General features: G+C 68.9%; 25 protein-coding genes and 1 tRNA gene. 10 read left to right on the forward strand and 16 right to left on the reverse strand.

All coding sequences use genetic code 11. The annotated features are described in order from the left end of the window. Positions 1-38: 38 nt before the first annotated feature. Both E4191_RS12415 and E4191_RS12420 read left to right on the forward strand, forming a co-directional pair. On the forward strand, positions 39-1,115 hold the full coding sequence (locus E4191_RS12415; protein ID WP_135313687.1) for a M4 family metallopeptidase: 1,077 nt from the start codon (positions 39-41) through the stop codon (positions 1,113-1,115). 31 nt (positions 1,116-1,146) lie between these two features. Continuing rightward, entirely contained in the window at positions 1,147-1,434 is a 288-nt protein-coding gene (locus E4191_RS12420) for a protealysin inhibitor emfourin (protein ID WP_135313688.1), read from the forward strand. Here E4191_RS12420 and E4191_RS12425 read toward each other — a convergent pair. The 6 genes from E4191_RS12425 to E4191_RS12450 all read right to left on the reverse strand — a co-directional run bounded on the left by E4191_RS12425 (position 1,431) and on the right by E4191_RS12450 (position 5,404). Continuing rightward, entirely contained in the window at positions 1,431-2,444 is a 1,014-nt protein-coding gene (locus tag E4191_RS12425; RefSeq protein WP_228461297.1) for a magnesium transporter CorA family protein, read from the reverse strand. The two genes, E4191_RS12420 and E4191_RS12425, sit on opposite strands and share 4 nt — an antisense overlap. A 72-nt stretch (positions 2,445-2,516) precedes the next feature. Further along, complete coding sequence (locus E4191_RS12430) at positions 2,517-2,714, reverse strand: CsbD family protein (RefSeq protein WP_135313690.1); 198 nt, start codon at positions 2,712-2,714, stop codon at positions 2,517-2,519. Between the two features lie 61 nt (positions 2,715-2,775). Beyond that, on the reverse strand, positions 2,776-3,723 hold the full coding sequence (locus tag E4191_RS12435) for a 2-hydroxyacid dehydrogenase (RefSeq protein WP_135313691.1): 948 nt from the start codon (positions 3,721-3,723) through the stop codon (positions 2,776-2,778). Beyond that, positions 3,720-4,052, reverse strand: coding sequence for a tRNA-binding protein (locus E4191_RS12440; RefSeq protein ID WP_135313692.1), 333 nt, complete (start codon positions 4,050-4,052; stop codon positions 3,720-3,722). Before E4191_RS12440 ends, E4191_RS12435 begins: the two co-directional genes overlap by 4 nt. Then, positions 4,049-4,864, reverse strand: coding sequence for a pyrroline-5-carboxylate reductase (gene proC, locus E4191_RS12445; RefSeq protein ID WP_135313693.1), 816 nt, complete (start codon positions 4,862-4,864; stop codon positions 4,049-4,051). Before proC ends, E4191_RS12440 begins: the two co-directional genes overlap by 4 nt. A 36-nt stretch (positions 4,865-4,900) precedes the next feature. Next, positions 4,901-5,404, reverse strand: coding sequence for a type III secretion system chaperone family protein (locus E4191_RS12450; protein WP_135313694.1), 504 nt, complete (start codon positions 5,402-5,404; stop codon positions 4,901-4,903). Positions 5,405-5,601: 197 nt separating this feature from the next. Here E4191_RS12450 and cobD point away from each other — a divergent pair, with 197 nt between their 5' ends. From cobD to E4191_RS12465, 3 genes are all read left to right on the forward strand, one after another. Next, complete coding sequence (gene cobD, locus E4191_RS12455; protein WP_135313695.1) at positions 5,602-6,564, forward strand: threonine-phosphate decarboxylase CobD; 963 nt, start codon at positions 5,602-5,604, stop codon at positions 6,562-6,564. 112 nt (positions 6,565-6,676) lie between these two features. Further along, on the forward strand, positions 6,677-8,260 hold the full coding sequence (locus tag E4191_RS12460) for an FAD/NAD(P)-binding protein (protein WP_228461298.1): 1,584 nt from the start codon (positions 6,677-6,679) through the stop codon (positions 8,258-8,260). Positions 8,261-8,296: 36 nt separating this feature from the next. Continuing rightward, a complete protein-coding gene (locus tag E4191_RS12465; RefSeq protein WP_135313696.1) occupies positions 8,297-8,506 on the forward strand; it encodes a hypothetical protein in 210 nt (69 codons plus the stop codon). Between the two features lie 36 nt (positions 8,507-8,542). Here the strand turns inward: E4191_RS12465 and E4191_RS12470 are convergent, their stop codons facing one another. From E4191_RS12470 to E4191_RS12485, 4 genes are all read right to left on the reverse strand, one after another. Further along, positions 8,543-10,114 carry a glycosyltransferase family 61 protein gene (locus E4191_RS12470; RefSeq protein WP_176562713.1) on the reverse strand — a complete coding sequence of 524 codons (1,572 nt, stop codon included), beginning with the start codon at positions 10,112-10,114 and terminating at the stop codon, positions 8,543-8,545. A gap of 284 nt (positions 10,115-10,398) precedes the next feature. Continuing rightward, positions 10,399-10,475 (reverse strand) — tRNA-Arg (locus tag E4191_RS12475). 71 nt (positions 10,476-10,546) lie between these two features. Beyond that, positions 10,547-11,008, reverse strand: a complete 462-nt coding sequence (locus tag E4191_RS12480; protein WP_135313698.1) for a GNAT family N-acetyltransferase — start codon at positions 11,006-11,008, stop codon at positions 10,547-10,549. 66 nt (positions 11,009-11,074) lie between these two features. After that, entirely contained in the window at positions 11,075-12,202 is a 1,128-nt protein-coding gene (locus E4191_RS12485; protein WP_135313699.1) for an aminotransferase class V-fold PLP-dependent enzyme, read from the reverse strand. Between the two features lie 147 nt (positions 12,203-12,349). Between E4191_RS12485 and E4191_RS12490 the strand changes: the two genes are divergently transcribed. The 3 genes from E4191_RS12490 to E4191_RS12500 are packed head-to-tail and all read left to right on the forward strand — an operon-like array spanning position 12,350 to position 15,719. Next, positions 12,350-13,060 carry a type 1 glutamine amidotransferase gene (locus E4191_RS12490; RefSeq protein ID WP_135313700.1) on the forward strand — a complete coding sequence of 237 codons (711 nt, stop codon included), beginning with the start codon at positions 12,350-12,352 and terminating at the stop codon, positions 13,058-13,060. Further along, a complete protein-coding gene (locus tag E4191_RS12495) occupies positions 13,057-14,412 on the forward strand; it encodes a glutamine synthetase family protein (RefSeq protein WP_135313701.1) in 1,356 nt (451 codons plus the stop codon). Before E4191_RS12490 ends, E4191_RS12495 begins: the two co-directional genes overlap by 4 nt. Further along, a complete protein-coding gene (locus tag E4191_RS12500; RefSeq protein ID WP_135313702.1) occupies positions 14,409-15,719 on the forward strand; it encodes an NAD(P)/FAD-dependent oxidoreductase in 1,311 nt (436 codons plus the stop codon). Before E4191_RS12495 ends, E4191_RS12500 begins: the two co-directional genes overlap by 4 nt. 15 nt (positions 15,720-15,734) lie before the next feature. On the opposite strand, the gene E4191_RS12505 is transcribed toward E4191_RS12500, so the two are convergent. The 6 genes from E4191_RS12505 to E4191_RS12530 all read right to left on the reverse strand — a co-directional run bounded on the left by E4191_RS12505 (position 15,735) and on the right by E4191_RS12530 (position 19,715). Further along, positions 15,735-16,196: a tellurite resistance TerB family protein gene (locus E4191_RS12505; RefSeq protein WP_135314461.1), complete on the reverse strand. Its 462-nt coding sequence runs from the start codon at positions 16,194-16,196 to the stop codon at positions 15,735-15,737. Then, complete coding sequence (locus tag E4191_RS12510) at positions 16,196-17,158, reverse strand: PhzF family phenazine biosynthesis protein (RefSeq protein WP_228461299.1); 963 nt, start codon at positions 17,156-17,158, stop codon at positions 16,196-16,198. Before E4191_RS12510 ends, E4191_RS12505 begins: the two co-directional genes overlap by 1 nt. Positions 17,159-17,246: 88 nt before the next feature. After that, positions 17,247-18,152 carry a polyphosphate kinase 2 gene (gene ppk2 / locus E4191_RS12515; RefSeq protein ID WP_168217451.1) on the reverse strand — a complete coding sequence of 302 codons (906 nt, stop codon included), beginning with the start codon at positions 18,150-18,152 and terminating at the stop codon, positions 17,247-17,249. Positions 18,153-18,207: 55 nt separating this feature from the next. Continuing rightward, entirely contained in the window at positions 18,208-18,672 is a 465-nt protein-coding gene (locus tag E4191_RS12520) for a hypothetical protein (protein ID WP_176562714.1), read from the reverse strand. A 113-nt stretch (positions 18,673-18,785) separates the two neighbouring features. After that, positions 18,786-19,286 carry a PaaI family thioesterase gene (locus tag E4191_RS12525; protein WP_135313704.1) on the reverse strand — a complete coding sequence of 167 codons (501 nt, stop codon included), beginning with the start codon at positions 19,284-19,286 and terminating at the stop codon, positions 18,786-18,788. 3 nt (positions 19,287-19,289) lie between these two features. Further along, a complete protein-coding gene (locus E4191_RS12530) occupies positions 19,290-19,715 on the reverse strand; it encodes a PaaI family thioesterase (protein WP_135313705.1) in 426 nt (141 codons plus the stop codon). Between the two features lie 134 nt (positions 19,716-19,849). Here E4191_RS12530 and E4191_RS12535 point away from each other — a divergent pair, with 134 nt between their 5' ends. Both E4191_RS12535 and E4191_RS12540 read left to right on the forward strand, forming a co-directional pair. Next, positions 19,850-20,227, forward strand: coding sequence for a MerR family transcriptional regulator (locus E4191_RS12535; RefSeq protein ID WP_135313706.1), 378 nt, complete (start codon positions 19,850-19,852; stop codon positions 20,225-20,227). Between the two features lie 107 nt (positions 20,228-20,334). Next, complete coding sequence (locus tag E4191_RS12540; protein ID WP_135313707.1) at positions 20,335-20,733, forward strand: MerR family transcriptional regulator; 399 nt, start codon at positions 20,335-20,337, stop codon at positions 20,731-20,733.

Raw genomic sequence — 20,733 nt, forward strand, 5'->3', positions numbered from 1 at the left:
TGCTACCGTGGGGCCAGTCCGAAGCCGGAGGTCGCCTCATGTGCCTGTCCCTGTCCTGCAGCCATCACAACCCCATCGCCTGCATCGTGCCGCCCTATATGCTGCGGGTGCTGGCCCTGCGCGGCGATCCGGCCACCGCCGACATGGCCCGGACCCTGCTGCGCCATGACGAGCAGATGCGCGACGAGCGGGCGGCCTTCACCAGCCTGCCGCCGGGCCTGCAGGGGGTGCTGCCCGAGGCCGATCCCGACCTCTGCTGTCCCGACCGCCGCATCCATGACGGCGAATTCCGCGCCGCCCTGCCCGGCCGTCTGGTCCGGTCCGAGGGCGACGGCCCCTCGGGCATCGCTGATGCCGACATGGCCTATGACAGCGCGGGGCAGGTCTTCTCGCTGTTCGCCGAGGAATATGGCCGCAACTCGCTGGACGGGCGGGGGATGCCGCTGGTGGCGACGGTGCAGCACCGCCGCAACTACAACAACGCCTTCTGGGACGGCCAGCAGATGGCCTATGGCACCGGCGACGGCAAGATCTTCCGCACGTTCCTGGAGCTGTCGGTGATCGCGCACGAGATGGCGCATGGCGTCATCCAGCATTCCGGCGGGCTGATCTATGAAAACCAGTCGGGCGCGCTGAACGAGCATGTGGCCGATGTCTTCGGCGCACTGGCCCAGCAGCGCGTGCTGGGCCAGGAGGTGCATCAGGCCGACTGGCTGGTCGGGCGCGGCATCCTGGGCCCCGGCATCAATGGCACAGCCCTGCGCAGCATGAAGGCGCCGGGCACGGCCTATTCGGACGACCTGCTGGGCACCGATCCGCAGCCCTGGCACATGGACCAGTTCAACACCACGACCGACGACAATGGCGGCGTGCACATCAACTCGGGCATCCCTAACCACGCCTTCTACCTGTTCTGCGCCTATCTGGGCGGGCGGGCCTGGGAGGTGCCGGGCCGGATCTGGTACAAGACGCTGCAGGACATCAACAACCCCATGGCCAGCTTTGCGGACTGGGCCGACCAGACACTGCGCGCGGCCTCGGCGCTGGAGGGTGCGGGCAGCGCCCCGGTGCTGCTGCTGCGCCGCGCATGGAAGCTTGTCGGAATCGCCGTCTGATCCTATCTTCGGGCCCAGAACGGAGGTCCGCATGATCATCGAGATCCGCAGCCATGGCGGCTTCGGCGGCATCGCGGCCGCCGCCCAGTCCCGCCGCATCGACACCGATGCCCAGCCCGCCGAGATGCGCGCGGCGCTGTGCGCGGCCTTCCGGCCCGGTGCGCTGTCGGAACTGGCCCGGACCCCCTGCCCCGGCTGTCCCGACCGGATGCGCTATGCGATCACCGTGACCGGGGATGCCGCCGACGGCCCGCACAGCGTCACCCTGTCCGAGGGGCAGCTGCCGCCCGAGATGCTGGACCTGATCGACAGCGTCTAGAGCCAGTGCTTCCAGCGCAAAAACAGCCAGGTGCCGAGCGTCGCCGCCCCCATCATCGCCAGTGCCAGGGGATAGCCCCAGGGCTTGTCCAGCTCGGGCATGGTGGTGAAGTTCATCCCGTAGATGCTCGCGATCAGCGTCGGCGGCAGGAACAGCGCGGCGATGACCGACAGGATCCGGGCGGTGTTGTTCTGTTGCAGGTTGATCATGCCAAGCGTGGTGTCCACGGCCAGGCTGACCCGGCTGCCCAGGAAGTCCGCATGCACCTCCAACGCCTGCACGTCGCGCATCTGCGCGCGGATGACCGGCCGCAGCCGATCGGCCTCGGGGCGGTCGTCGATGGTGGCGGTATAAAAGGCCAAGATCCGCTCGATGGTCAGCAGGGCCAGCCGGACGCGGGCCATCGTCTCGGCCTCGCGGCCCACGCCCTGCAGCGCGGCCTGCAACCGGTCCGAGGACGCCGCCGCCGCGCTGCGTTCGAAGATGCCGGCGGTGGTCTGGTCCAGCACCCGGCCCGAGCCTTCCAGGATGTCGGCCTGCCGGGCGATGATCTCCTCCATCAGGCCCGCGAACAGCCGGTCCGGCCCGCCGCAGCCCAAGGTCGACCGTTCGGCCCGCGTCGGAAAGGTCAGGAAGGGCCGGGGCGAATGGTGGCGCACGGTCACCAGCCGATCTGCCGACAGGATGAAGGTCACCGGCATGGAGGACCGATCGCCCCCGGCCGTCTCGCCCGGCAGGACGGCGGTCATGTAGTCCAAGCCGTTCTCTCGATAGAGGCGGTTGGACAGCTCGATCTCTTCCATCTCGGCCAGGTCGGGCAGCGGCACGCCCAGATCGCGCAGCCGATCCATCTCGGCATCCGAGGGCTGGATGAGGTCGATCCACAACGCCTCGCCCAGATCGCGGTCGGGATCGTGGGGGACCAGACGGTTGCCTTGGACGGCATAGGCGTAATGCATGGCGGCCTCCTTGGCTGCGCCCTTGGTGCCCCGGCCCGGGCGCGGGATCAAGCGGGGCCGGAGGGCATGGAAAAGGGCGCCCCATGAGGGGCGCCCTGTCCGGTCATAGATGACCTTCAGCGATCACTTGTCGCGGAAATAGTCGTCGATTTCCTTGTCCGCCTGATCCTTGGTATAGCCGTACTTCTCCTGAAGCTTGCCGGCCATCTTGTCCTTGTTGCCGTCGATCTGGTCCAGCTCGTCGTCGGTCAGTTCGCCCCATTTTTCCTTGGCCGAACCCTTGAGCTGCTTCCACTTGCCTTGAATGATATCCCAGTTCATGTCGATCTCCTTGAAGACGATGATGTATGGATATCAAACGCCTCTGGCCCGGCCCGGTTCCTCAGCTCACCAAATCGGGAGGCGGGGCGCCCTCGGCAAAGGCCTGCAGGTTGGCGAGGGCCCGCAGGCCCATCCGGGTACGGGTGTCGTCCGTGGCGGTGCCCAGATGCGGCAGCAGCGTGGCGTTGGGTGCGGCGATCAGAGCGGCGGGCACAAGCGGCTCGCGCGCATAGACGTCCAGGCCCGCGCCGGCGATCGTGCCGTCGGTCAGGGCGGCGATCAGCGCGTCCTCGTCCACCACGTCGCCGCGGGCGATATTGACCAGGCAGCCCTGCGGCCCGAGGGCGCGCAGCTCCTCCGCCCCGATCAGGCCGCGCGTGCCCGCGCCCCCCGGCACGGCGATCACCGCCACGTCGCATGCGGCCAGCAGGTCCCGCAGATCGTCGATCTGGCGCGCGGGCACGCCGGGATCGGAGACACGCGAGCGGTTGAAGAACACCACCTCCATCCCGAAGCCGTGATGGCAGCGCCGGGCGATGGCCTTGCCGATGCGACCCATGCCGATGATGCCCAGGGTGCGGCCCGACATCTCGTGACCCAGCAGCTGCGTGGGGTTCCAGCCGGTCCAGTCCCCGGCGCGCAGGATCCGCTCGCCTTCCGAGGCGCGGCGCAGGACCATCAGCATCAGCGTCACCGAGATGTCGGCGGTGGCATCCGTCACCACGTCGGGCGTGTTGGTGACGGTGACGCCCGCCGCCTGTGCCGCCGCGATGTCGATGTGGTTGTAGCCCGCGCCGAAATTGGCCAGCAGGCGGCAGCGCGGATCACCCTGGAACGCGGCCGCCGTGAAGGCATCGCCAAGCGTCGGAATGATCGCGTCATGGTCGCGCATCGCCTGCGCCGCCTCGGCCTCGGTCAGGGGCGTGTTGTCGCGGAATGTCGCGTCGCAGGCCGCGCGGATCGCCTGCGTGGCGCGGTCGGTCATTGGGCGGGTGACAAGGACCTTCAAAACAGGCGCCCTCCATTCGGCACGGACTGGTCGGGGCGGATCAGCACGACCTCGCCCTCGGGATCGGGCACGCCCAGCACCAGCACCTCGGACCGGACGGGACCGATCTGGCGAGGGGGAAAGTTCACCACGCACAGCACCTGCGTGCCGACCAGCCGGGCCGGGTCGTAATGCCGGGTGATCTGGGCCGAGGATCTGCGTTCGCCCATCTCTCCCAGATCGACCCACAGCTTGATCGCAGGCTTGCGGGCCTCGGGGAAGGGCTCGGCGCGAGTGATGGTGCCCACGCGGATGTCGACCTTGAGGAAGTCGTCATGGGTGAGGGTCATGCCGCACCCCGCCCCAGCTCGCGGCCCCGTTCGGTCGCGGCGGCCACGGTGCGCGCCATCAGGGGTGGCAGGCCGCTGTCCGCATCCATCAGCACCGCCAGCCCCGCCGCCGTCGTCCCGTTCGGAGAGGTCACGTTCCGGCGCAGCACCGCGGGATCCTCGTCGGCATGAACGGCCAGCGCGCCGGCGCCCGCGACGGTCATGCGCGCCAGCTCCAGCGCCAGCGCGGGCGACAGGCCCTGCGCCTCGCCCGCCGCCGCCATCGCCTCGATCATGTGAAAGACATAGGCCGGGCCGCTGCCCGACAGGCCGGTGACGGCGTCCATCTGGTCCTCGTTCTCCAGCCGGACGACGCGGCCCACGGCGCGCATCAGCGCCTCGGTCAGGTCCAGATGGGCGGGGGTGGTGGCCCCGTTGCCGATCATCGCGCTGATGCCCTGCCCGATAGCCGCGGGCGTGTTGGGCATGACCCGCACGATGGGGGCGCCGGGAAACGCCGCCTCGAACGTGGCGATCGTCGTGCCCGCCGCGACCGAAATCACCAGCGTGTCCGACAGGTCCGGCATCGCGCCAAGCGCGTCGCCCATCATCTGCGGCTTGACCGCCAGCACCAGGACGGCGGGGCTGTCGGGCAGGTCCGCGTTCACGCGCAGGCCGCGGTCCTGCCATTCGGGCGCCAGCTTGGGGTCCAGCACGGTCACCGCGCCGGGCTCCAGTCCGCCGGCCAGCCAGCCTGTCAGCATGGCCCCGCCCATCCGGCCGCAGCCGACCAGCACCAGACCGCGCCGGTTGATCTCGGTGAAATCGCTCATGGCTTGTCCCCTTTTGGTCTCGGGGCCGTGCCCCGTTCAGGCCCGTCCGTAGGCGGCGCCCAAGGCGATGTCCAGCGCGGCGGCGGGGGTGGTGTCGCCCCAGCCCGCCAACTGGAACGAGGGGTAGAACCGCTCGCAGGCCGTCAGCGCATTGCCGATCATCTGGTCCACCTGCTCGGGCAGGGCGATGGCATCGCCGGCCAGCCCCAGCCCATAGCGCCAGACCATCAGCCGCTGCGGCACCCAGAAGGTGAAGCCGCCGTCCCAGACCTGGTCGTTGGCCAGGTTGATCGTCTCGTAGATGGCGGGCAGGCGGCCTTCGGGCGGGTCCATCTCGAAGGTGCAGATCAGGCGCAGCACCTCGTCGCCGGGCGACCAGGCCAGCGTCAGGGAATAGCTGCGCCACTGCCCCTCGACCGCCATGGCGATCTGGTTGTCGGCCAGCCGGTCGAAATCCCATTCGTGATGGGTGGCCACGGCCTCGACGATGTCGATCGGATGGATCTCGTCGCTGGCGATGAAATGGTCGGTCTGTGCCATGGCCTGCCTCCTGCCGGGGTGCGCACCGCTGTCACTGGGCGGCTGCACAAGACCGGGCGGGTGTGCCCGATGCCTACACCATATATCGTGGTCACCTTTGCCCCTCGTGTAAAGCGGGAATCAGGGGCGCCGGGATTGCGAAGCCGCTCGCGCTGGCCTAGCAGGACGGCCAAGGCCACAGGGGCAGGAGGCGGCGGATGCCAAGGGATCACGGCGGCAATCTGGATGCGGCGGTGGCGCAATACGGCGCGGGCGACTGGATCGACCTGTCGACCGGCATCAACCGCCGTCCCTGGCCCGTGCCGCCCCTGTCGCCGACCGCGTGGCGCGCCCTGCCCACGGCCAAGGCCGAGGCCGCGCTGGTCCGCTGCGCCGCCGACTGGTTCGGCTGCGCCCCCGACCGGGTGCTGGCGGTGGCGGGGGCCACGGCGGCCATCCAGATGCTGCCCCGCCTGCTGCCGGGACGGCGCGCGGCGGTGCTGACGCCCAGCTACAACGAACATGCCGCCAGCCTTGCTGCCGCCGGGTGGCAGGTCACCCCTGCCCCGGATCTTGCGGCGATGGCGGGCGCCGATCTGGCCGTCGTCGTGAACCCCAACAATCCCGACGGCCGCGAATGGCCCCCCGAGGCGCTGGCCGATCTGGCCGCGCGGGTGGGCTGGCTGGTCGTCGACGAAAGCTTTGCCGATCCGCGCCCCGACCTGTCGCTGGCCCCCGCCCTGCCCGCGAATGCGGTGGTGCTGCGCAGCTTCGGCAAGTTCTGGGGGCTGGCGGGGCTGCGGCTCGGCTTCGTGCTGGCCGAGCCGGACCTGCTGGCCCGGCTGCGCGAGGCGGCGGGCCCCTGGTCCGTCAGCGGCCCCGCGCTGGAGATCGCGACCGCCGCCATGGCCGACAGGTCGTGGGCCGACGAGGCCGTCACCTATCACGGCGAGGCCAGCCTGAACCTGGACCGGCTGGCCAGCCGCGCGGGCTGGCGGCCCCTGGGCGGCACGCACCTGTTCCGGCTGTATCACACGCCCGAGGCTGGGGCCGCGCAGGACCGGCTGGCCCGCGCACGGATCTGGAGCCGACGCTTCCCCTATTCCGACCATTGGCTGCGCTTGGGCATCCCGGGCGATGCCGGGGAATGGGACCGGGTGACCGCCGCGCTGCGGCCCTGAGGCGACGGGCTGACGGCGTCGGGCGCCTGCGACCTCCTGCCCCGCCACGGGCCCTGCCGCTGCCGGAACAAGCCGGGGCAGATGGCGTTCCTGCCGACAGCGTCACGGGACCATGATGAAGAAACGCATCGCGATCGTCGGCACCGGCCCGACCGGCATCTATGCCTTGCAGCAGCTGCTGACGACCGGCCTGCCCCTGTCGGTCACCCTGTTCGAGAAGACCGACCGCGCCGGGGTCGGCATGCCCTATTCCACCGACGCCTCCAGCATGGCGATGCTGGCCAATATCGCCAGCATCGAGATCCCGCCCGTGGTGATCCCCTATCTGGACTGGCTGCGCCGCCTGCCCGACGACCGGCTGGCCGAATGCGGGCTGGACCGGGCCATCTTGCACGACCGCCAGTTCACGCCCCGGCTGCTGCTGGGCGACTATTTCCGCGACCAGCTTCTGGCCCTGGTGGCGCAGGCCCGCGGCGCCGGGCACGACATCCGGATCGTGGAGAATGCCGAAGTGGCGGACATCGCCCCCGGCGACGCGGGGCTGTGCCTGCAGGTCGCGGGCCTGGGCGTGCAAGGGCCCTTCGACCAGGTGATCCTGGCCACCGGCCACTCCTTCCCCGATGCGGACGAGGCGACGTGCAGCTATTTCCCCAGCCCCTGGTCCGGGCTGATCGAGGCGCGCATCCCTGCCACCGATGTGGGCATCATGGGCACCTCGCTCAGCTCCATCGATGCGGCCATGGCGGTGGCCAACCAGCATGGCCGCTTTGTCCAGGAGGGCGAGGATCTGGTCTTTCACCCCGAAGGGCGCGGGCTGCACATCACGCTGATGTCGCGCGCAGGGATCCTGCCCGAGGCGGATTTCTACTGCCCGATCCCGCACGAGCCCTTGTCGGTGATGACCGGCCCCGCGGTCGCGTCCTGCCTTGCGTGGCCTGCGCCGCTGGACGCGCTGTTCGATCTGCTGCGGGCCGAGATCATGCAGGCCGATCCCGCCTTCGCCCTGCGCATCGGGCTGGGGGGCCTGGATGCCGACAGCTTCGCCCCGGCCTATTTCGCCGTCCGCGTGGCCGCCGATCCCTTCCGATGGGCCCGCCGCAACCTGGCCGAGGTCGAGCGGAACAAGGCCGCCCGGGCAACCGTCCCCTGGCGCTATGCCCTACTGCGGATGCACGAGGCACTGGAGGAGGTCCTGTCCGACCTGCCCGAGGCCGACTGCGCGCGCTTCGATGCGGGGCTGAAGAAGGTCTTCGTCGACAATTACGCCGCCGTGCCCTCGGAATCGATCCGCCGGGTGCTGGCGCTGCGCGATGCGGGCCTGCTGTCGATCCGTGCCTTGGGCGAGGATTACGACCTGACCCGGGACGGGTCCCGCACCCTGATCCGGACCGAGGGCGAAGAACTCACCTTCGAGGTCTTCGTCGATGCCCGCGGCCAGAAGCCTTTGGATAGCGCCGACCTGCCCTTCCCGACGCTGCGCAAGGCCCTGCTGGCGGCGGGCCAGACGACCCCCGACGTGGCCCAGGACTACAGCCTGATCGATGTCGCGGGCTATTCCGGGCGCCTGTCCCTGGCCGCGATCCCCTACCTGATGCATGATCGGCCCTTCGTCCAAGGCATCACGGCCAGCGCCGACATCGCCGCCGCCATCGCCGGAGGCCTGTCCACCCGCAGGCGCCGCCACCTCGTGTCCTGACGCCCCCGCCCGATCCCGACCAGATAGGAGAATCCCATGCCAGTCTTCACCATCGTGATGGGCGCCGCGCCCCACATGAAACTGTGCGAATCGGGGCGCGAGTTCCTGGCCGCCGGTCCGCACATGGCCTTCGACAGCCATGACAGCGCCTATGCCTATGTGCTGGCGCATACCGAGAACGAGCCCCTCAAGGGCCTGCGCGCGACGATCATCGAGGTTTTGTCGCTGGAAAACGATCCGACCTAGGCACCGAGGCGTGCGTGCGCGCCTGTGGTCGTGGGACTATTGCCCCGAGGCTGCCTGCTTTTCCTTTATCCGCGCCAGCCCCTGCCAGGCCTCGTCCGACTCCGAAAGGCTCAACAATCGGGAATAGCACTCGTGCGCCCGCCTGTTGTGCCCGCAGGTTTCGGCCAGCTGGCCGCGCTGTTCCCAATATTCGGGGCATTCGGAAAAGAACGCCATATTCGCGTCAAGCAGGCGATAGGCCTGGGCATAGGCGTTTCGGTCCATGAAGAAACGGCAATGCCGGAGCAGTCCGGACATACGTCCGTCCTTCCTGTCCTTCATTCCAGATGTCACGATGTCGATAATCCGGTGGGTATCCTTTTCGGAAACGACAGGGGCGAAGAAGCCGTCATTGTTGAAGGACGGGTCCTTGTCCTCATCGGCGAAATCCATGCCGACGACGATCAGACGATAATGGCATCCCGCCGCATGACACAGGGGAATGAAATCGACCCACCGGCTGACCGCCGTCTGATAGGTGGCGATCTCGAAGACATGGGCGTCCTCGCGGGCGAACAGCATGTTGGTCAGTCCCGCGCTATGCTGACCGATGACGCAATCCGCATCGTTCACGCATTTCACCTGCTCGAGCGGGGACATGTTCTCGAAATGCACGACTTCGAACCCGAGGGCCGTCAGGGATCGGATCAGTTCCGTCTCGCCCTTCATCACCCGCTTGCGGGCAAGCCCCTCCGCCCGCGCGGTGTAGATCAGCTTGGACCAGGTCTTCCTGACGGTCGCCTGAGCGCGTTCGACCATCGCCTCGCGGAAGCGGACCAGCGTTTGATCGAATGAGTTCAGCTGAAGGGTTTTGACCGCATGCGGCTTGGCGTCATAGCCGGTCCAGTTATGCCCTGCGGGCCGGGCGGCCGCGATTTTCCCGTGATGATCGCCGGAAAACTGATACAGCAGATGTTCGCAGGAGATCGGCATCACGACCGAGGGCACGTCGTCCGCCTCGTTCTGCGAGAAGGCCTTGGCGGAAAGATGCGGCGTGACCAAGGCGTTGCAATCGGCCACCCACCGTTCGATATAGGGCTCGATCCGCTTGTTCTTCGTCGCGAAGGTGATGTCGTCGAAGGTTTCGGCCAGGGATCCCGCGACGAAAGCCTGATGCAGGCTTTCGCTGGTGAAGTGGAAGAAGTTGTGCAGGTTCTTCGCGTCGATCCAGACCGACCGGGCCTGCGCGGTCGTCAGCTTGAGGGAGCGGGGATCGATGAGCCGGTCGAAGATCGTGACGCTTTCCGGCGCGAACTTCATGTCCTTGCGCAGCTTGTTCCGGGCCCGATGGGCCGCCGCCCCGTTCAGGACGATCTTGCCCCGGGTGGTGATATAGGTGCCCTTCAGCTTCGGCCGCTGGATCTCCGCCAGAATGGTCCTGACGGAAAATCCCATCACCATGCGGCGCTGCCAGTAATAATCCGTCAGATGGGCATCGAAAATCTTGCTGCGTCGTTCATTTTCGAGAAGGTTATATGCGGCAATATCCCCAAGCGGAGTTTCTGTCAGCATATCCTCGGGATATTCCAGAAGCCTTATCCCGCTGTCTTTCGCAAAACTGTGCAGCATATTGTCCGCTCTTTTCTGCTGTCTTGGAACGGGGGCTAGCATCTTTGCATTGCACCGGCAACCTCAGGTTCGCGTGTAGGGTGCAATGATTAAGGAATAATGAATGGTGCTTCTGACGTGAGCAGAATGACAGATCGGCGACGGTTTGATATCCGTAATATAATAATAAACTGTTTGGTATTAATGCCGCCCCCCTTTTTGCGGCGACCCATGCCCGTAAGAAAAGGAGCATGGCTCCGGGGCGGGGCCGGAATGCCGTCCAGGATCGAACATTGGCGGAAAACTGGCGACCCCGGCAGGAATCGAACCTGCAACCTATTGATTAGAAGTCAATTGCTCTATCCAGTTGAGCTACGGGGCCGTCACTGACCCTCTCATAGCGCCGGATGGGGCGGCTTTCAAAGCCTTATCGCATGCGGGGGCCGCGCAAGGCTACAGCAGCAGGGTCATGAACACCGAATGCGGGTCGGGGCGATAGCTGGCAAAGGGCGGGCATTCGGTGAAGCCCTCGCGCGCGTAGAGGCCCCGCGCCGGCGCGAAGCCGGGCTGCACGCCGGTCTCCAGCGACAGGCGCCGGAAGCCGGCCTGCCGCGAATGGGCCAGCAGGTGGCGCAGCAGCATGCGCGACAGGCCCCGGCCGCGCTGTTCGGCCAGGACATGCATGGACTTCACCTCGGCCTCGGACCGGCCCAGATCCTTGACCGCGCCCATCGCGACCGGCAGGCCCGCATCGCGGATCACGAAGAAGGCGATGGCCGGATCGGCCAGGGCGGCCCTGGGCAGCGTGTGGACCGAATCGGGGGGCGTGTCGGCATGCATCTCGGCGGTGTGGCGCTGGAACAGCGGCTCCAGATCCGCGCCAAGCGGGCTTTCCAGATCGATCGTCAGCGTCATCAGGGGCTCTCCGCATAGCCGGGGTCGGCGCTGCGGATTAGCCCGGCCTGACGCCCGGGTAAAGCGTCAGAGCACCTGGTCCAGCACCGGCACCAGCCGCGCCACGGTCCCGTCCACGTCCTGCAGCTTGTCCAACCCGAAGAGCCCGAGGCGGAAGGTCGAGAACCCCTCGCCCTCGTCCAGCGCCAAGGGCACCCCCGCCGCGATCTGCGTGCCGAGGGCGGCGAAGGCCCGCCCCGACTTCACCTCGGGGTCCGAGGTGTAGCTGACCACCACGCCGGGCGCCTGGAACCCCTCGGCCGCGACCGAGCGGATGCCGCGCGCTGCAAGTTCGGTCCGCACCGCGCGGCCAAGCCGCCACTGCGCCTCGGCGGCATGGGCAAAGCCCATCGCGCGGGTCTCCTCCATCGCGTCGCGCAGGCCCAGAAGCGCGTCGGTGGGCATAGTCGCGTGATAGGCGTGCCCGCCGTCCTCGTATGCCGCCATGATCGCGCGCCACTTCTTCAGATCCAGCGCAAAGCTGTCGCTGGCGGTCCCGGCCAGCCGCTCGGCGGCACGCTCGGACAGCATCACCAGCCCGGCGGCGGGCGAGGCCGACCAGCCCTTCTGCGGGGCCGAGATCAGCACGTCGACGCCCGTGGCCGCCATGTCCACCCAGACCGCCCCCGAAGCGATGCAGTCCAGCACCATCAGCGCGCCCACCTCGTGCGCGGCCTCGGCCAGCGCGGCGATGTAGTCGTCGGGCAGGATCAGCCCGGCCGAGGTCTCCACATGCGGGGCGAAGACCGCATCGGGCCGCGCGTCGCGGATCTTGGCCACCACCTCGTCAATTGGGGGCGGCGCATAGGCGGGCTGCGGCTCGTTCCCCTGCGGGCGGGCCATGGCGACCGTCACCTCGCGCGCAAAGCCCCCCGCCTCGAAGATCTGGCTCCAGCGATAGCTGAACCAGCCGTTCCGCACGATCAGCGCATGGGCGCCCCGGCCGAACTGCCGGGCGACCGATTCCATCGCATAGGTGCCGCCGCCCGGCACGATGGCCACCTGGGCCGCGCCATAGACCTCGGCCAGCGTGGCGGACAGGTCGCGCATCACCTGGCCGAAGCGCTGCGACATGTGGTTGAGCGAGCGGTCGGTGAAGACGACCGAGAATTCGTCCAGACCCTGCGGGTCGATCTGGGGGCGCTGATGGGGCATGGGGCGTCCTTTCGCATCTTTGGGGGGCAGTCTAGACCCGCCGAGCCCCTGCGGCCAGACCGCCAAAGGGTTGGGTCCGATCCCCCCTTGCAGGCCCCCCCGTGGCGCGACTACCTTTCCCCTGTCCGAACAACATCAAGGGTTTTCATGCGGATCGGCATCCTTCAATGCGGCCAGTCGCCCGACCAGCTGAAGCAGACCCTGGGCGACTATCCCGACATGTTCGTGCGCCTTCTGGCCGGGCGCGGCTTCACCTTCCGCACCTGGCATGTCGAGGCGATGATCTTTCCCGACCAGGTGACCGAGGCCGACGGCTGGCTGCTGACCGGATCGCGCCACGGCGCCTACGAGGATCACCCCTTCATCGCGCCGCTGGAGGAGTTCATCCGCCGCGCCCATGACGCGGGCGTGCCGATGGTGGGGATCTGCTTCGGCCACCAGATCATCGCGCAGGCGCTTGGCGGCACGGTCGTCAAGCATCCCGACGGATGGGCGGTGGGCACCCAGGATTACGACTTCGGCGGCCAGCCCGTTCGCCTGAACGCCTGGCACCAGGATCAGGTCGTGGCCCTGCCCCCGGGCGCCGAGGTGGCCGGGCGCAACGCCTTCTGTCAGAACGCCGCGCTGATCTATGGCGACCGCGCCTATACCGTGCAGGCGCATCCCGAATTCGACGACGCCTTCGTGCAGGGCCTGATGGACACCCGCGCCAAGGGCGTGGTGCCCGACGCCCTCCTGGACGGTGCCGCCGCCCGGATGGGCGAGCACAAGGGCGCGGACCTGATCGCCGACCGGATCGAGGCCTTCTTCAAGCAACCCCGCGCGCTGGCGCGCCAAGATGCCCAAGGTGCCGCATGAGCGACTGGACCGACAAGCTGCCCGCCGCCGCACGGGCCTTCATGGCGGGCCGGCGCCTGGACGAGGTCGAATGCATCGTGGCCGACATCGCGGGCGTCGCGCGCGGCAAGGCCATGCCCGCATCCAAATTCGCCCGGCAGAACCAGTTCTACCTGCCCAACTCGATCTTTTTGCAGACGATCACCGGCGAATGGGCCGACAACCCCTCGGGCGCCTTCACCGAGCCCGACATGGTGATGGTGCCCGACTACACGACCGCCACCGCTGCCCCCTGGACGGCGGACTGGACGATCCAGGTCATCCATGACGCAACCGACCAGCAGGGCAACCCCATGCCCATCGCGCCGCGCAACGTCCTCAAGCGCATCGTGCAGCTCTACGAGGCGAAGGGCTGGAAGCCCGTCGTCGCGCCCGAGATGGAATTCTTCCTGGTCGCCCGCAACATCGATCCCAACCAGCCGATCATCCCGCCGATGGGCCGCACGGGGCGCAGGGCGGCCGCCAAGCAGGCCTATTCCATGTCGGCGGTCGACGAATACGGCAAGGTCATCGACGACATCTACGACTTCGCCGAAGCGCAGGGCTTCGAGATCGACGGCATCCTGCAGGAGGGCGGCGCGGGCCAGGTCGAGATCAACCTGAACCACGGCGACCCGGTGGCCCTGGCCGACGAGATCTTCTACTTCAAGCGGCTGATCCGCGAGGCGGCGCTGCGCCACGACTGCTTCGCCACCTTCATGGCCAAGCCCATCGAGGGCGAGCCCGGCAGCGCGATGCACATCCATCACTCGGTCATCGACCAGGCGACCGGGCAGAACATCTTCTCGGACGAGCGGGGGCGCGAGACGCCGGCCTTCCTGCATTTCATCGCCGGGATGCAGAAGCACCTGCCCGCGGCCATCGCGCTGCTGGCGCCCTATGTGAACAGCTATCGCCGCTATGTCCCGGATTTCGCGGCGCCCATCAATCTGGAATGGGGCCGCGACAACCGCACCACCGGGCTGCGCGTGCCCATCTCCGGCCCCGAGGCGCGGCGGCTGGAAAACCGGCTGGCCGGGATGGACTGCAACCCCTATCTGGGGATCGCCGCCAGCCTCGCCTGCGGCTATCTGGGCCTGATCGAGGCGGAAAATCCCCGCGCCGAATGCCTGGGCGACGCCTACATGTCGCGCGACGAGCTGCCCTACAACCTGGGCGACGCGCTGGACCTGCTGGTCGAGAACGCGCAGATGCGCGAGGTCCTGGGCGAGGAGTTCTGCGCCGTCTACGAATCCGTCAAGCGCAACGAATACAAGGAGTTCCTGCAGGTCATCAGCCCGTGGGAACGCGAACACCTGCTGCTGAACGTATGAACCTGCTGCATCTGAACGACCGGCCCGGGGCCTATCCGCCCAGCCTCTATGCCGCGGACAGCCCGCCGCCCGCCGCCCGCCCGCCCTTGCGGGGCGAGGCGCGGGCCGACGTGGCGGTGATCGGCGCGGGCTATACGGGCCTGTCCGCCGCGCTGCATCTGGCGCGGCGCGGGCTGTCGGTCGCGGTGATCGAGGCGCAGCGCGTGGGCTTCGGCGCCTCGGGGCGCAACGGCGGCCAGATCGGCTCGGGCCAGCGGCAGGAGGTCGACTGGCTGGAGGCGCAGCTGGGCCGCGACACCGCCCGCCGCCTCTGGGATCTGGGCGAGGAGGCCAAGGCCCTGACCCGCGCGCTGGCCGCCGAGGCCGGCGTGCCGGTCCGCGACGGCATCGCCCATGCCTGCCGCTCGGGCGCCGAGGTCGATCACGCCCGCCACATGGCCGACCATCTGGCGCGGCATTACGGCTATGACAAGGTGCAGCCGCTGGACCGCGACGGGCTGGCACGGGCGCTTGGCAGCAGCGCCTATGCCGGGGGCGATCTGGACCGGGGCGCGGGCCATGTCCAGCCGCTGGCCCTGACGCTTGGCCTCGCGCGCTTGGCCGAGGCCGCAGGCGCCCGCATCCACGAGGGCAGCGAGGTCACGGGCATCGACCACGCCCCCCACGCGGGCACGCCCAGCACCGTCCGCACGGCAGAGGGCCATGTGACGGCCGATCACGTCATCCTGGCCTGCAACGGCTATCTGGGCAGGCTGGACCGGGACATCGCCGCCCGCGTCATGCCGATCAACAACTACATCGTCGCGACCGCGCCCCTGGGCGAGGCCTTCCCCGAGATCCTGCCCGACCGCATCGCCGCCGCCGACACCAAGTTCGTGGTGAACTACTGGCGGCTGGACGACCGCCGCCGCCTGATCTTCGGCGGCGGCGAGACCGCGACCTACCGCTTTCCCCGCGACATCGAAGGCGTCGTGCGCCCGCATCTGCTGTCGGTCTATCCGCAGCTGGCGGAGATCCCCCTGACCCATGCCTGGGGCGGCACGCTGGCCATCACCATGAACCGCATGCCCTGCTTTGCCCGGCCCGCGTCCAACTGCCTGTCGGCCAGCGGCTATTCGGGCCATGGCGTCGCGATGGCGACGCTGGCGGGACGGCTGATGGCCGAGGCGGTGGCGGGACAGGCCGAGGGGTTCGACGCCATGGCGGCGGTGCCCACCCGCCCCTTCCCGGGCGGCGCGGCCTTGCGCGCGCCCCTGCTGGTGGCGGGCATGGCATGGTTCGGGCTGCGCGACAGGCTGGGCTTCTAGGCGCCCGACCTCCGATCAGGCGGGCGGCAGCCCCATCTGCACCATCACCTGACGCCGGATCAGCGCCGAATCCCGGTCGGTGATCCCCAGCAGCCCGGACACGAGGCGGATCAGGCTGTCCTCGTCGGCGCCGCGCGTGTCATCGGCAAAGGCCACCTCCCACATCGCGGCCAGCACGCCCTGGCGATCCTCCAGCGCGATGCGGTCCTTGATCTGGCGGGTGAAGCGCACGGTATCGCTGGCCTCAGCCTCCATCGCCTCGGCCTCGGCCCGGCGTTCGGCGGCCTCATGCGGGGTCAGGCCCCGGCGGCAGGCCAGCACCTGGTCGATGCGGGCACGTTCGGCATCGTCATAGTGATCGTCGGCGCGGGCCACGCGGACCAGCAGCGCGGCGATGGCCAGCTCTGCATCCTCGGCGCCGAAGGTGTCGGGCCCGGGCGCATCGCCCATCAGACGGGTCAGAAGATCCTTGAACATCATGGCAACATGCCCCCTGGCCCGCCCCGGGTCCAGCCCGGCGGCGGCGCGGCCCCGATCACATCTGCGGCAGCGCGCCCGCGACCCGCCCGCATCGCCCGCTCACGCACCGGGCACACGGATGTGCCCCTCGGCCACCCGCACCGCCCGGCCCGAGACGCAGACCTGTACCAGGCGCCCCCCGCCACGGTGATGCGCAGGCCCAGCTCGGCCGGGCGTCCCATCTCGACCCCCTGGCGCAGGGACAGCCGCGTCTCGCCCTCGGCCAGCGCGCCCGCCGCCAGCAGGGCTGCCGCCAGCACCGCCGTGGCTGATCCGGTCGCCGGATCCTCGGGGACGCCATTGGCCGGCGCGAACATGCGCGCCCGGAAGCCCGCGCCCTCGGGGGCATAGCAATAGAGCTTGGCGATCTCGCCGGTGAGCGCGTCGAAGGCCGCGCCCCGGGGACGCGCCCCCGCCAGCGCCGCCAGATCGCGCAGCGGCGCGAAGACGAAGCCCGGCCCGGCATGGGCGATGCAGGGCCGGTGCGCGCCAAAGCCCACCTGCACCGCCTCCAGCCCCAAGCCCGCCGCCACCGCCTCGGGCGCCACCACCTCGGGCGACAGCACCGGCAGCACCGGCGCCGCGAACTCGGCCAGCCCCGCGGCGATCCGCACCGGGACCGGCCCGGCCTCCTCCTCCAGCACCAGCGCCCCGTCCGCCCCGCCTGCCAGATGCAGCGCGCAGCCGATGGTCGGATGGCCCGCGAAGGGGATCTCGGCCAGGGGCAGGAAGATCCGCACCCGCGCCGCATGGGCCGGATCGCGCGGCGCCATCACGAAGATCGTCTCGGACAGGTTGAACTGCCGCGCGATCGCCTGCATCTGCACGCCGCTCAGGGCATCCGCCCCCATCACCACCGCTAGCGGATTGCCCGAGAAGGCCCGGTCGGTGAACACGTCGTAGACGAAGAACTCCAGCATGCCGCCCTTTCATCTTGGCCCAAATATCCCCGGGGGAGTCGCCGCCAGGCGACGGGGGCGGGAGCCCCCTTCCCCCCGGCCCCGCCCGTCAGTACTTCTGCGGCACGTACAATTCGCGCGGCAGGACCTCGCGCTCGTAATCGGGGTTGAAGACCCGGTCGGGCAGAAGCACCTCCTCATGGGGCACGTCGCCATAGGGGATCAGCCCCAGCAGATGATCGATGCAGTTCAGGCGGGCGCGCTTCTTGTCGTTGCCGGGCACGATGTACCACGGCGCCTCGGGGATGTTGGTGCGCTCGAACATGTCCTCCTTGGCCTTGGTATAGGCCTCCCACCGGATGCGGGACTGCAGGTCCATGGGCGACAGCTTCCACTGCTTCAGCGGATCGTGGATGCGGATCTGGAAGCGCATCTGCTGTTCCTCGTCGGTGACCGAGAACCAGTACTTCACCAGCCGGATCCCCGAGCGCACCAGCATGCGTTCGAATTCCGGCACGTCCTGGAAGAACTGCTCGACCTGGTCCTCGCCCGCGAAGCCCATCACCCGCTCGACGCCCGCGCGGTTGTACCAGCTGCGGTCGAACAGCACGATCTCGCCGCCCGCCGGCAGATGGGGCACGTAGCGCTGGAAATACCACTGCGTCTTCTCGCGGTCCGAGGGCGCGGGCAGCGCCACGACGCGGGCCACGCGCGGGTTCAGCCGCTGCGTGATGCGCTTGATCGCGCCGCCCTTGCCGGCCGAATCGCGGCCCTCGAAGATCACGACGACCTTCTCCTGATGGTGGCTGACCCAGTCCTGCAGGCGGATTAGCTCGGACTGCAGGCGCAGCAGCTCGTGGAAATAGGTCTTGCGGTCCATCTGGTCGGGATGGTGGCTGCGATAGATGCGGCGGATCTCGGCGGACAGGACCGCATCCTCCAGCTCCAGCTCCATGTCCTCGTCCAGGGTTTCCTGCAGCTCGGCTTCCAGCCAGTCCTTGTAGGTGTTGGTCATCGACATCTCCGGAATATGTTGCTGCGGTCTAGGAGGGATATGTGACAATCCCGCGTCAGCGCGCGAAGAGCCGCGCACATTCGGGGGTCACCGCCAGGACGAACCCGCCATCGCGCAGCCCGTCCACCGTCCCGCACCAGGCGCCCTGCGTGGTGAACAGGCTCTTCGTGCCGCGCGCCGGGCGATAGGCGATGCGCCGCCCGCCCAGGTCGAACAGGTTCAGAACGCCCCCGGCATTGGGGGCGTAATAGCCCAGCACCGACCCGTCCGAGGTGAAGATCACCCGCTGCTCGTTGGCCGGGTTCTCGGGCCGGTTCGCCGGGGCCGAGGCGGAGTTGGCGGTGTTGCCCGCCGAATTCCACGCCGCATGGGGCGCGTTGCCCGCCCGCGCCGGGTTGTTGGCCGGATGGCCCGGCCCCAGGTCGAAGGGCAGCTGCGTGCGGTCCAGGACGACCAGCGGCGCATCCGCCAGGGCGGGGACGGGCAGCAGCAGAGAGAGGCTCAGCGCAAGACGCAGCATGGCGGGATCGGTCCTCGTGACGGCGTGCCCCATCATGGCCAAGGATCGCGCCCGGCGCCAGAGCCTGATCCACCCCGGATGGTCCGCACCGGTCGGCGCGTCGGGGCGGCGCCTCAGGGTTGCGGCATCAGGAAATGCCCGGTCGCCTGCGCGATCAGCCGCGCGCGGTTGTCCTGCCAGGCCTCGACATGGACGCTCGCATAGCGCCGCCCCGACCGCACCACCCGGGCCCGGGCATAGGCGTCGCGCGGCAGGCCCGAGCGCAGATAGTCGACGGTGAAGTCGATGGTCTTGGGCAGGCGCGGCAGGCTGCCCTCGACGGCGGCATCGGGGGCGATGCGGCCCGATTCCAGATCCTCCCACATGGCGGCCCAGCCCAGCTCGATGATCGCCGTGACCTCCAGGAAGGCCGCCGTCACCCCGCCATGCAGCGCGGGCAGCATCGGGTTGCCGATCAGCTTCTCGTCATAGGGCAGGATCGCCGTCAGCTCGTCCCCGCGCCGGTCGAAGCGGATGCCCAGCCAGCTCATGTAGGGCACGCCGCTGACCATCGCGTGCAGGGCGCTGTCGCGGCGCGACTTGATCTGGTGCAGGGGCTCGTTGCGGTCGGCCATGGCTTACCTTTCCGCCGTGAAGGCGCCGGTCGCGGCGGCGACGGGGTTCTCCTCGTCCTCGTCCAGCGCGACGGCGCGCAGGAAGGCCACGCTGCGGGTCATGTGATAGCATTCGGCCCGCGCCGTGATCCGCTGCCCCGGCGTCGCCGCGCGCATGTAGTCGATGCGCAGGTCGATCGTCGCGGTCGATCGCGGGTTCGTCGGATGCACCATCACCGCCGCCCCGCAGCAGGTGTCCATCAGCGCCGAGACGACGCCGCCATGGATCACGCCGGTACGCGGGTCGCCCACCAGATGCTCGGCCCACGGCATGCTGATCACCGCCCGGCCCGCGCCGATCTCGTCCACGCGCATGCCCAGGGCGCGGGCATGGGGGATTGCCTCGATGAACTGCTTGGCAATGCGGGCGTGATCCTGGGGGTCGGTCATCGGGCGCTCCTTCTTTGGACGAGCGTAGCGCCAGGTGCCGCGCACACTCAAGCCCCCGCCGATGCGCGTTTCGGTTGAGAAACCCCGCGTCTCGCCCTAGGCTGACGCGAAGGGAAATCGGCAAGGAGGCGCGGATGAGCGATGACCGGATCAGCTTCAAGGACATGTGCACGCGCTTCGACGTGACGCCGAGGACGCTGCGCTACTACGAATACATCGAGCTGCTGCAGCCCCGCAAGGAAGGCCGCACCCGGTTCTACGGCGCGCGCGAGGTGGCGCGGATGACGCTGATCCTGCGCGGCCGCCGCTTCGGCTTCAGCCTGGAGGAGATCCGGCAATGGCTGCAGATCTACGACAAGAAGGGCTCGCGCGAGCAGTACCAGGTCTGGATCGACATGGCCGACCGGCAGCTTGCGGTGCTGGACGGGCAGATCGCCGACCTGCGCGCCGCCCGCGACGACCTGGACCAGCTGCGCCGCATCACGCGGGACGAGCTGGACAAGCTGGGCTGACGCGGCGGCAGGCCCACCCGTGACGCGGCGTTTCGCTTACGTGAGCGTCAGCTTCAAGTTATGACCACATCAGGACGGAAAGCCGGTGTGAGGAGGAGCGTACCGATATGTCCGACGACCTGATGTCCATCCGCCAGATGTGCGATGCCTTCGCGGTCACGCCCCGGACGCTGCGCTTCTACGAGGCGCGGGAACTGATCTTCCCCCATCGCCGGGGCCAGCACCGCCTTTACGACCGGCGCGACCGGGCCCGGCTGACGCTGATCCTGCGCGGCAAGCGCTTCGGCTTCAGCCTGGAACAGATCCGCCAGCTGCTGGAGCTGTACGAGCCCGGCGGGACCAACCGCGCCCAGGTCGCGGCCACGATCGAGATCGGCCGCGCCCGGCTGGCCGACATGGAACAGCAATATGCCGAACTGAGCGAGGCGATCGCCGAGCTCAGGGTCCAGATCACGGATGCCCAGGGCCGACTTTCCGCAGCCCCCCACGAACAGCCCACAGGATGA

This window comes from Paracoccus liaowanqingii, from assembly GCF_004683865.2.
Taxonomy (GTDB): Bacteria; Pseudomonadota; Alphaproteobacteria; order Rhodobacterales; family Rhodobacteraceae; genus Paracoccus; species Paracoccus liaowanqingii.

Coding starts and splice junctions, on each gene's coding strand:
- E4191_RS12415 (WP_135313687.1), top strand. CDS start 39: ATGTGCCTGTCCCTGTCCTGCAGCCATCACAACCCCATCGCCTGCATC.
- E4191_RS12420 (WP_135313688.1), top strand. CDS start 1,147: ATGATCATCGAGATCCGCAGCCATGGCGGCTTCGGCGGCATCGCGGCC.
- E4191_RS12430 (WP_135313690.1), bottom strand. CDS start 2,714: ATGAACTGGGATATCATTCAAGGCAAGTGGAAGCAGCTCAAGGGTTCG.
- E4191_RS12440 (WP_135313692.1), bottom strand. CDS start 4,052: ATGACCCTCACCCATGACGACTTCCTCAAGGTCGACATCCGCGTGGGC.
- proC (WP_135313693.1), bottom strand. CDS start 4,864: ATGAGCGATTTCACCGAGATCAACCGGCGCGGTCTGGTGCTGGTCGGC.
- E4191_RS12450 (WP_135313694.1), bottom strand. CDS start 5,404: ATGGCACAGACCGACCATTTCATCGCCAGCGACGAGATCCATCCGATC.
- cobD (WP_135313695.1), top strand. CDS start 5,602: ATGCCAAGGGATCACGGCGGCAATCTGGATGCGGCGGTGGCGCAATAC.
- E4191_RS12460 (WP_228461298.1), top strand. CDS start 6,677: ATGATGAAGAAACGCATCGCGATCGTCGGCACCGGCCCGACCGGCATC.
- E4191_RS12465 (WP_135313696.1), top strand. CDS start 8,297: ATGCCAGTCTTCACCATCGTGATGGGCGCCGCGCCCCACATGAAACTG.
- E4191_RS12470 (WP_176562713.1), bottom strand. CDS start 10,114: ATGCTGCACAGTTTTGCGAAAGACAGCGGGATAAGGCTTCTGGAATAT.
- E4191_RS12480 (WP_135313698.1), bottom strand. CDS start 11,008: ATGACGCTGACGATCGATCTGGAAAGCCCGCTTGGCGCGGATCTGGAG.
- E4191_RS12485 (WP_135313699.1), bottom strand. CDS start 12,202: ATGCCCCATCAGCGCCCCCAGATCGACCCGCAGGGTCTGGACGAATTC.
- E4191_RS12490 (WP_135313700.1), top strand. CDS start 12,350: ATGCGGATCGGCATCCTTCAATGCGGCCAGTCGCCCGACCAGCTGAAG.
- E4191_RS12495 (WP_135313701.1), top strand. CDS start 13,057: ATGAGCGACTGGACCGACAAGCTGCCCGCCGCCGCACGGGCCTTCATG.
- E4191_RS12500 (WP_135313702.1), top strand. CDS start 14,409: ATGAACCTGCTGCATCTGAACGACCGGCCCGGGGCCTATCCGCCCAGC.
- E4191_RS12505 (WP_135314461.1), bottom strand. CDS start 16,196: ATGTTCAAGGATCTTCTGACCCGTCTGATGGGCGATGCGCCCGGGCCC.
- E4191_RS12510 (WP_228461299.1), bottom strand. CDS start 17,158: ATGCTGGAGTTCTTCGTCTACGACGTGTTCACCGACCGGGCCTTCTCG.
- ppk2 (WP_168217451.1), bottom strand. CDS start 18,152: ATGACCAACACCTACAAGGACTGGCTGGAAGCCGAGCTGCAGGAAACC.
- E4191_RS12520 (WP_176562714.1), bottom strand. CDS start 18,672: ATGCTGCGTCTTGCGCTGAGCCTCTCTCTGCTGCTGCCCGTCCCCGCC.
- E4191_RS12525 (WP_135313704.1), bottom strand. CDS start 19,286: ATGGCCGACCGCAACGAGCCCCTGCACCAGATCAAGTCGCGCCGCGAC.
- E4191_RS12530 (WP_135313705.1), bottom strand. CDS start 19,715: ATGACCGACCCCCAGGATCACGCCCGCATTGCCAAGCAGTTCATCGAG.
- E4191_RS12535 (WP_135313706.1), top strand. CDS start 19,850: ATGAGCGATGACCGGATCAGCTTCAAGGACATGTGCACGCGCTTCGAC.
- E4191_RS12540 (WP_135313707.1), top strand. CDS start 20,335: ATGTCCGACGACCTGATGTCCATCCGCCAGATGTGCGATGCCTTCGCG.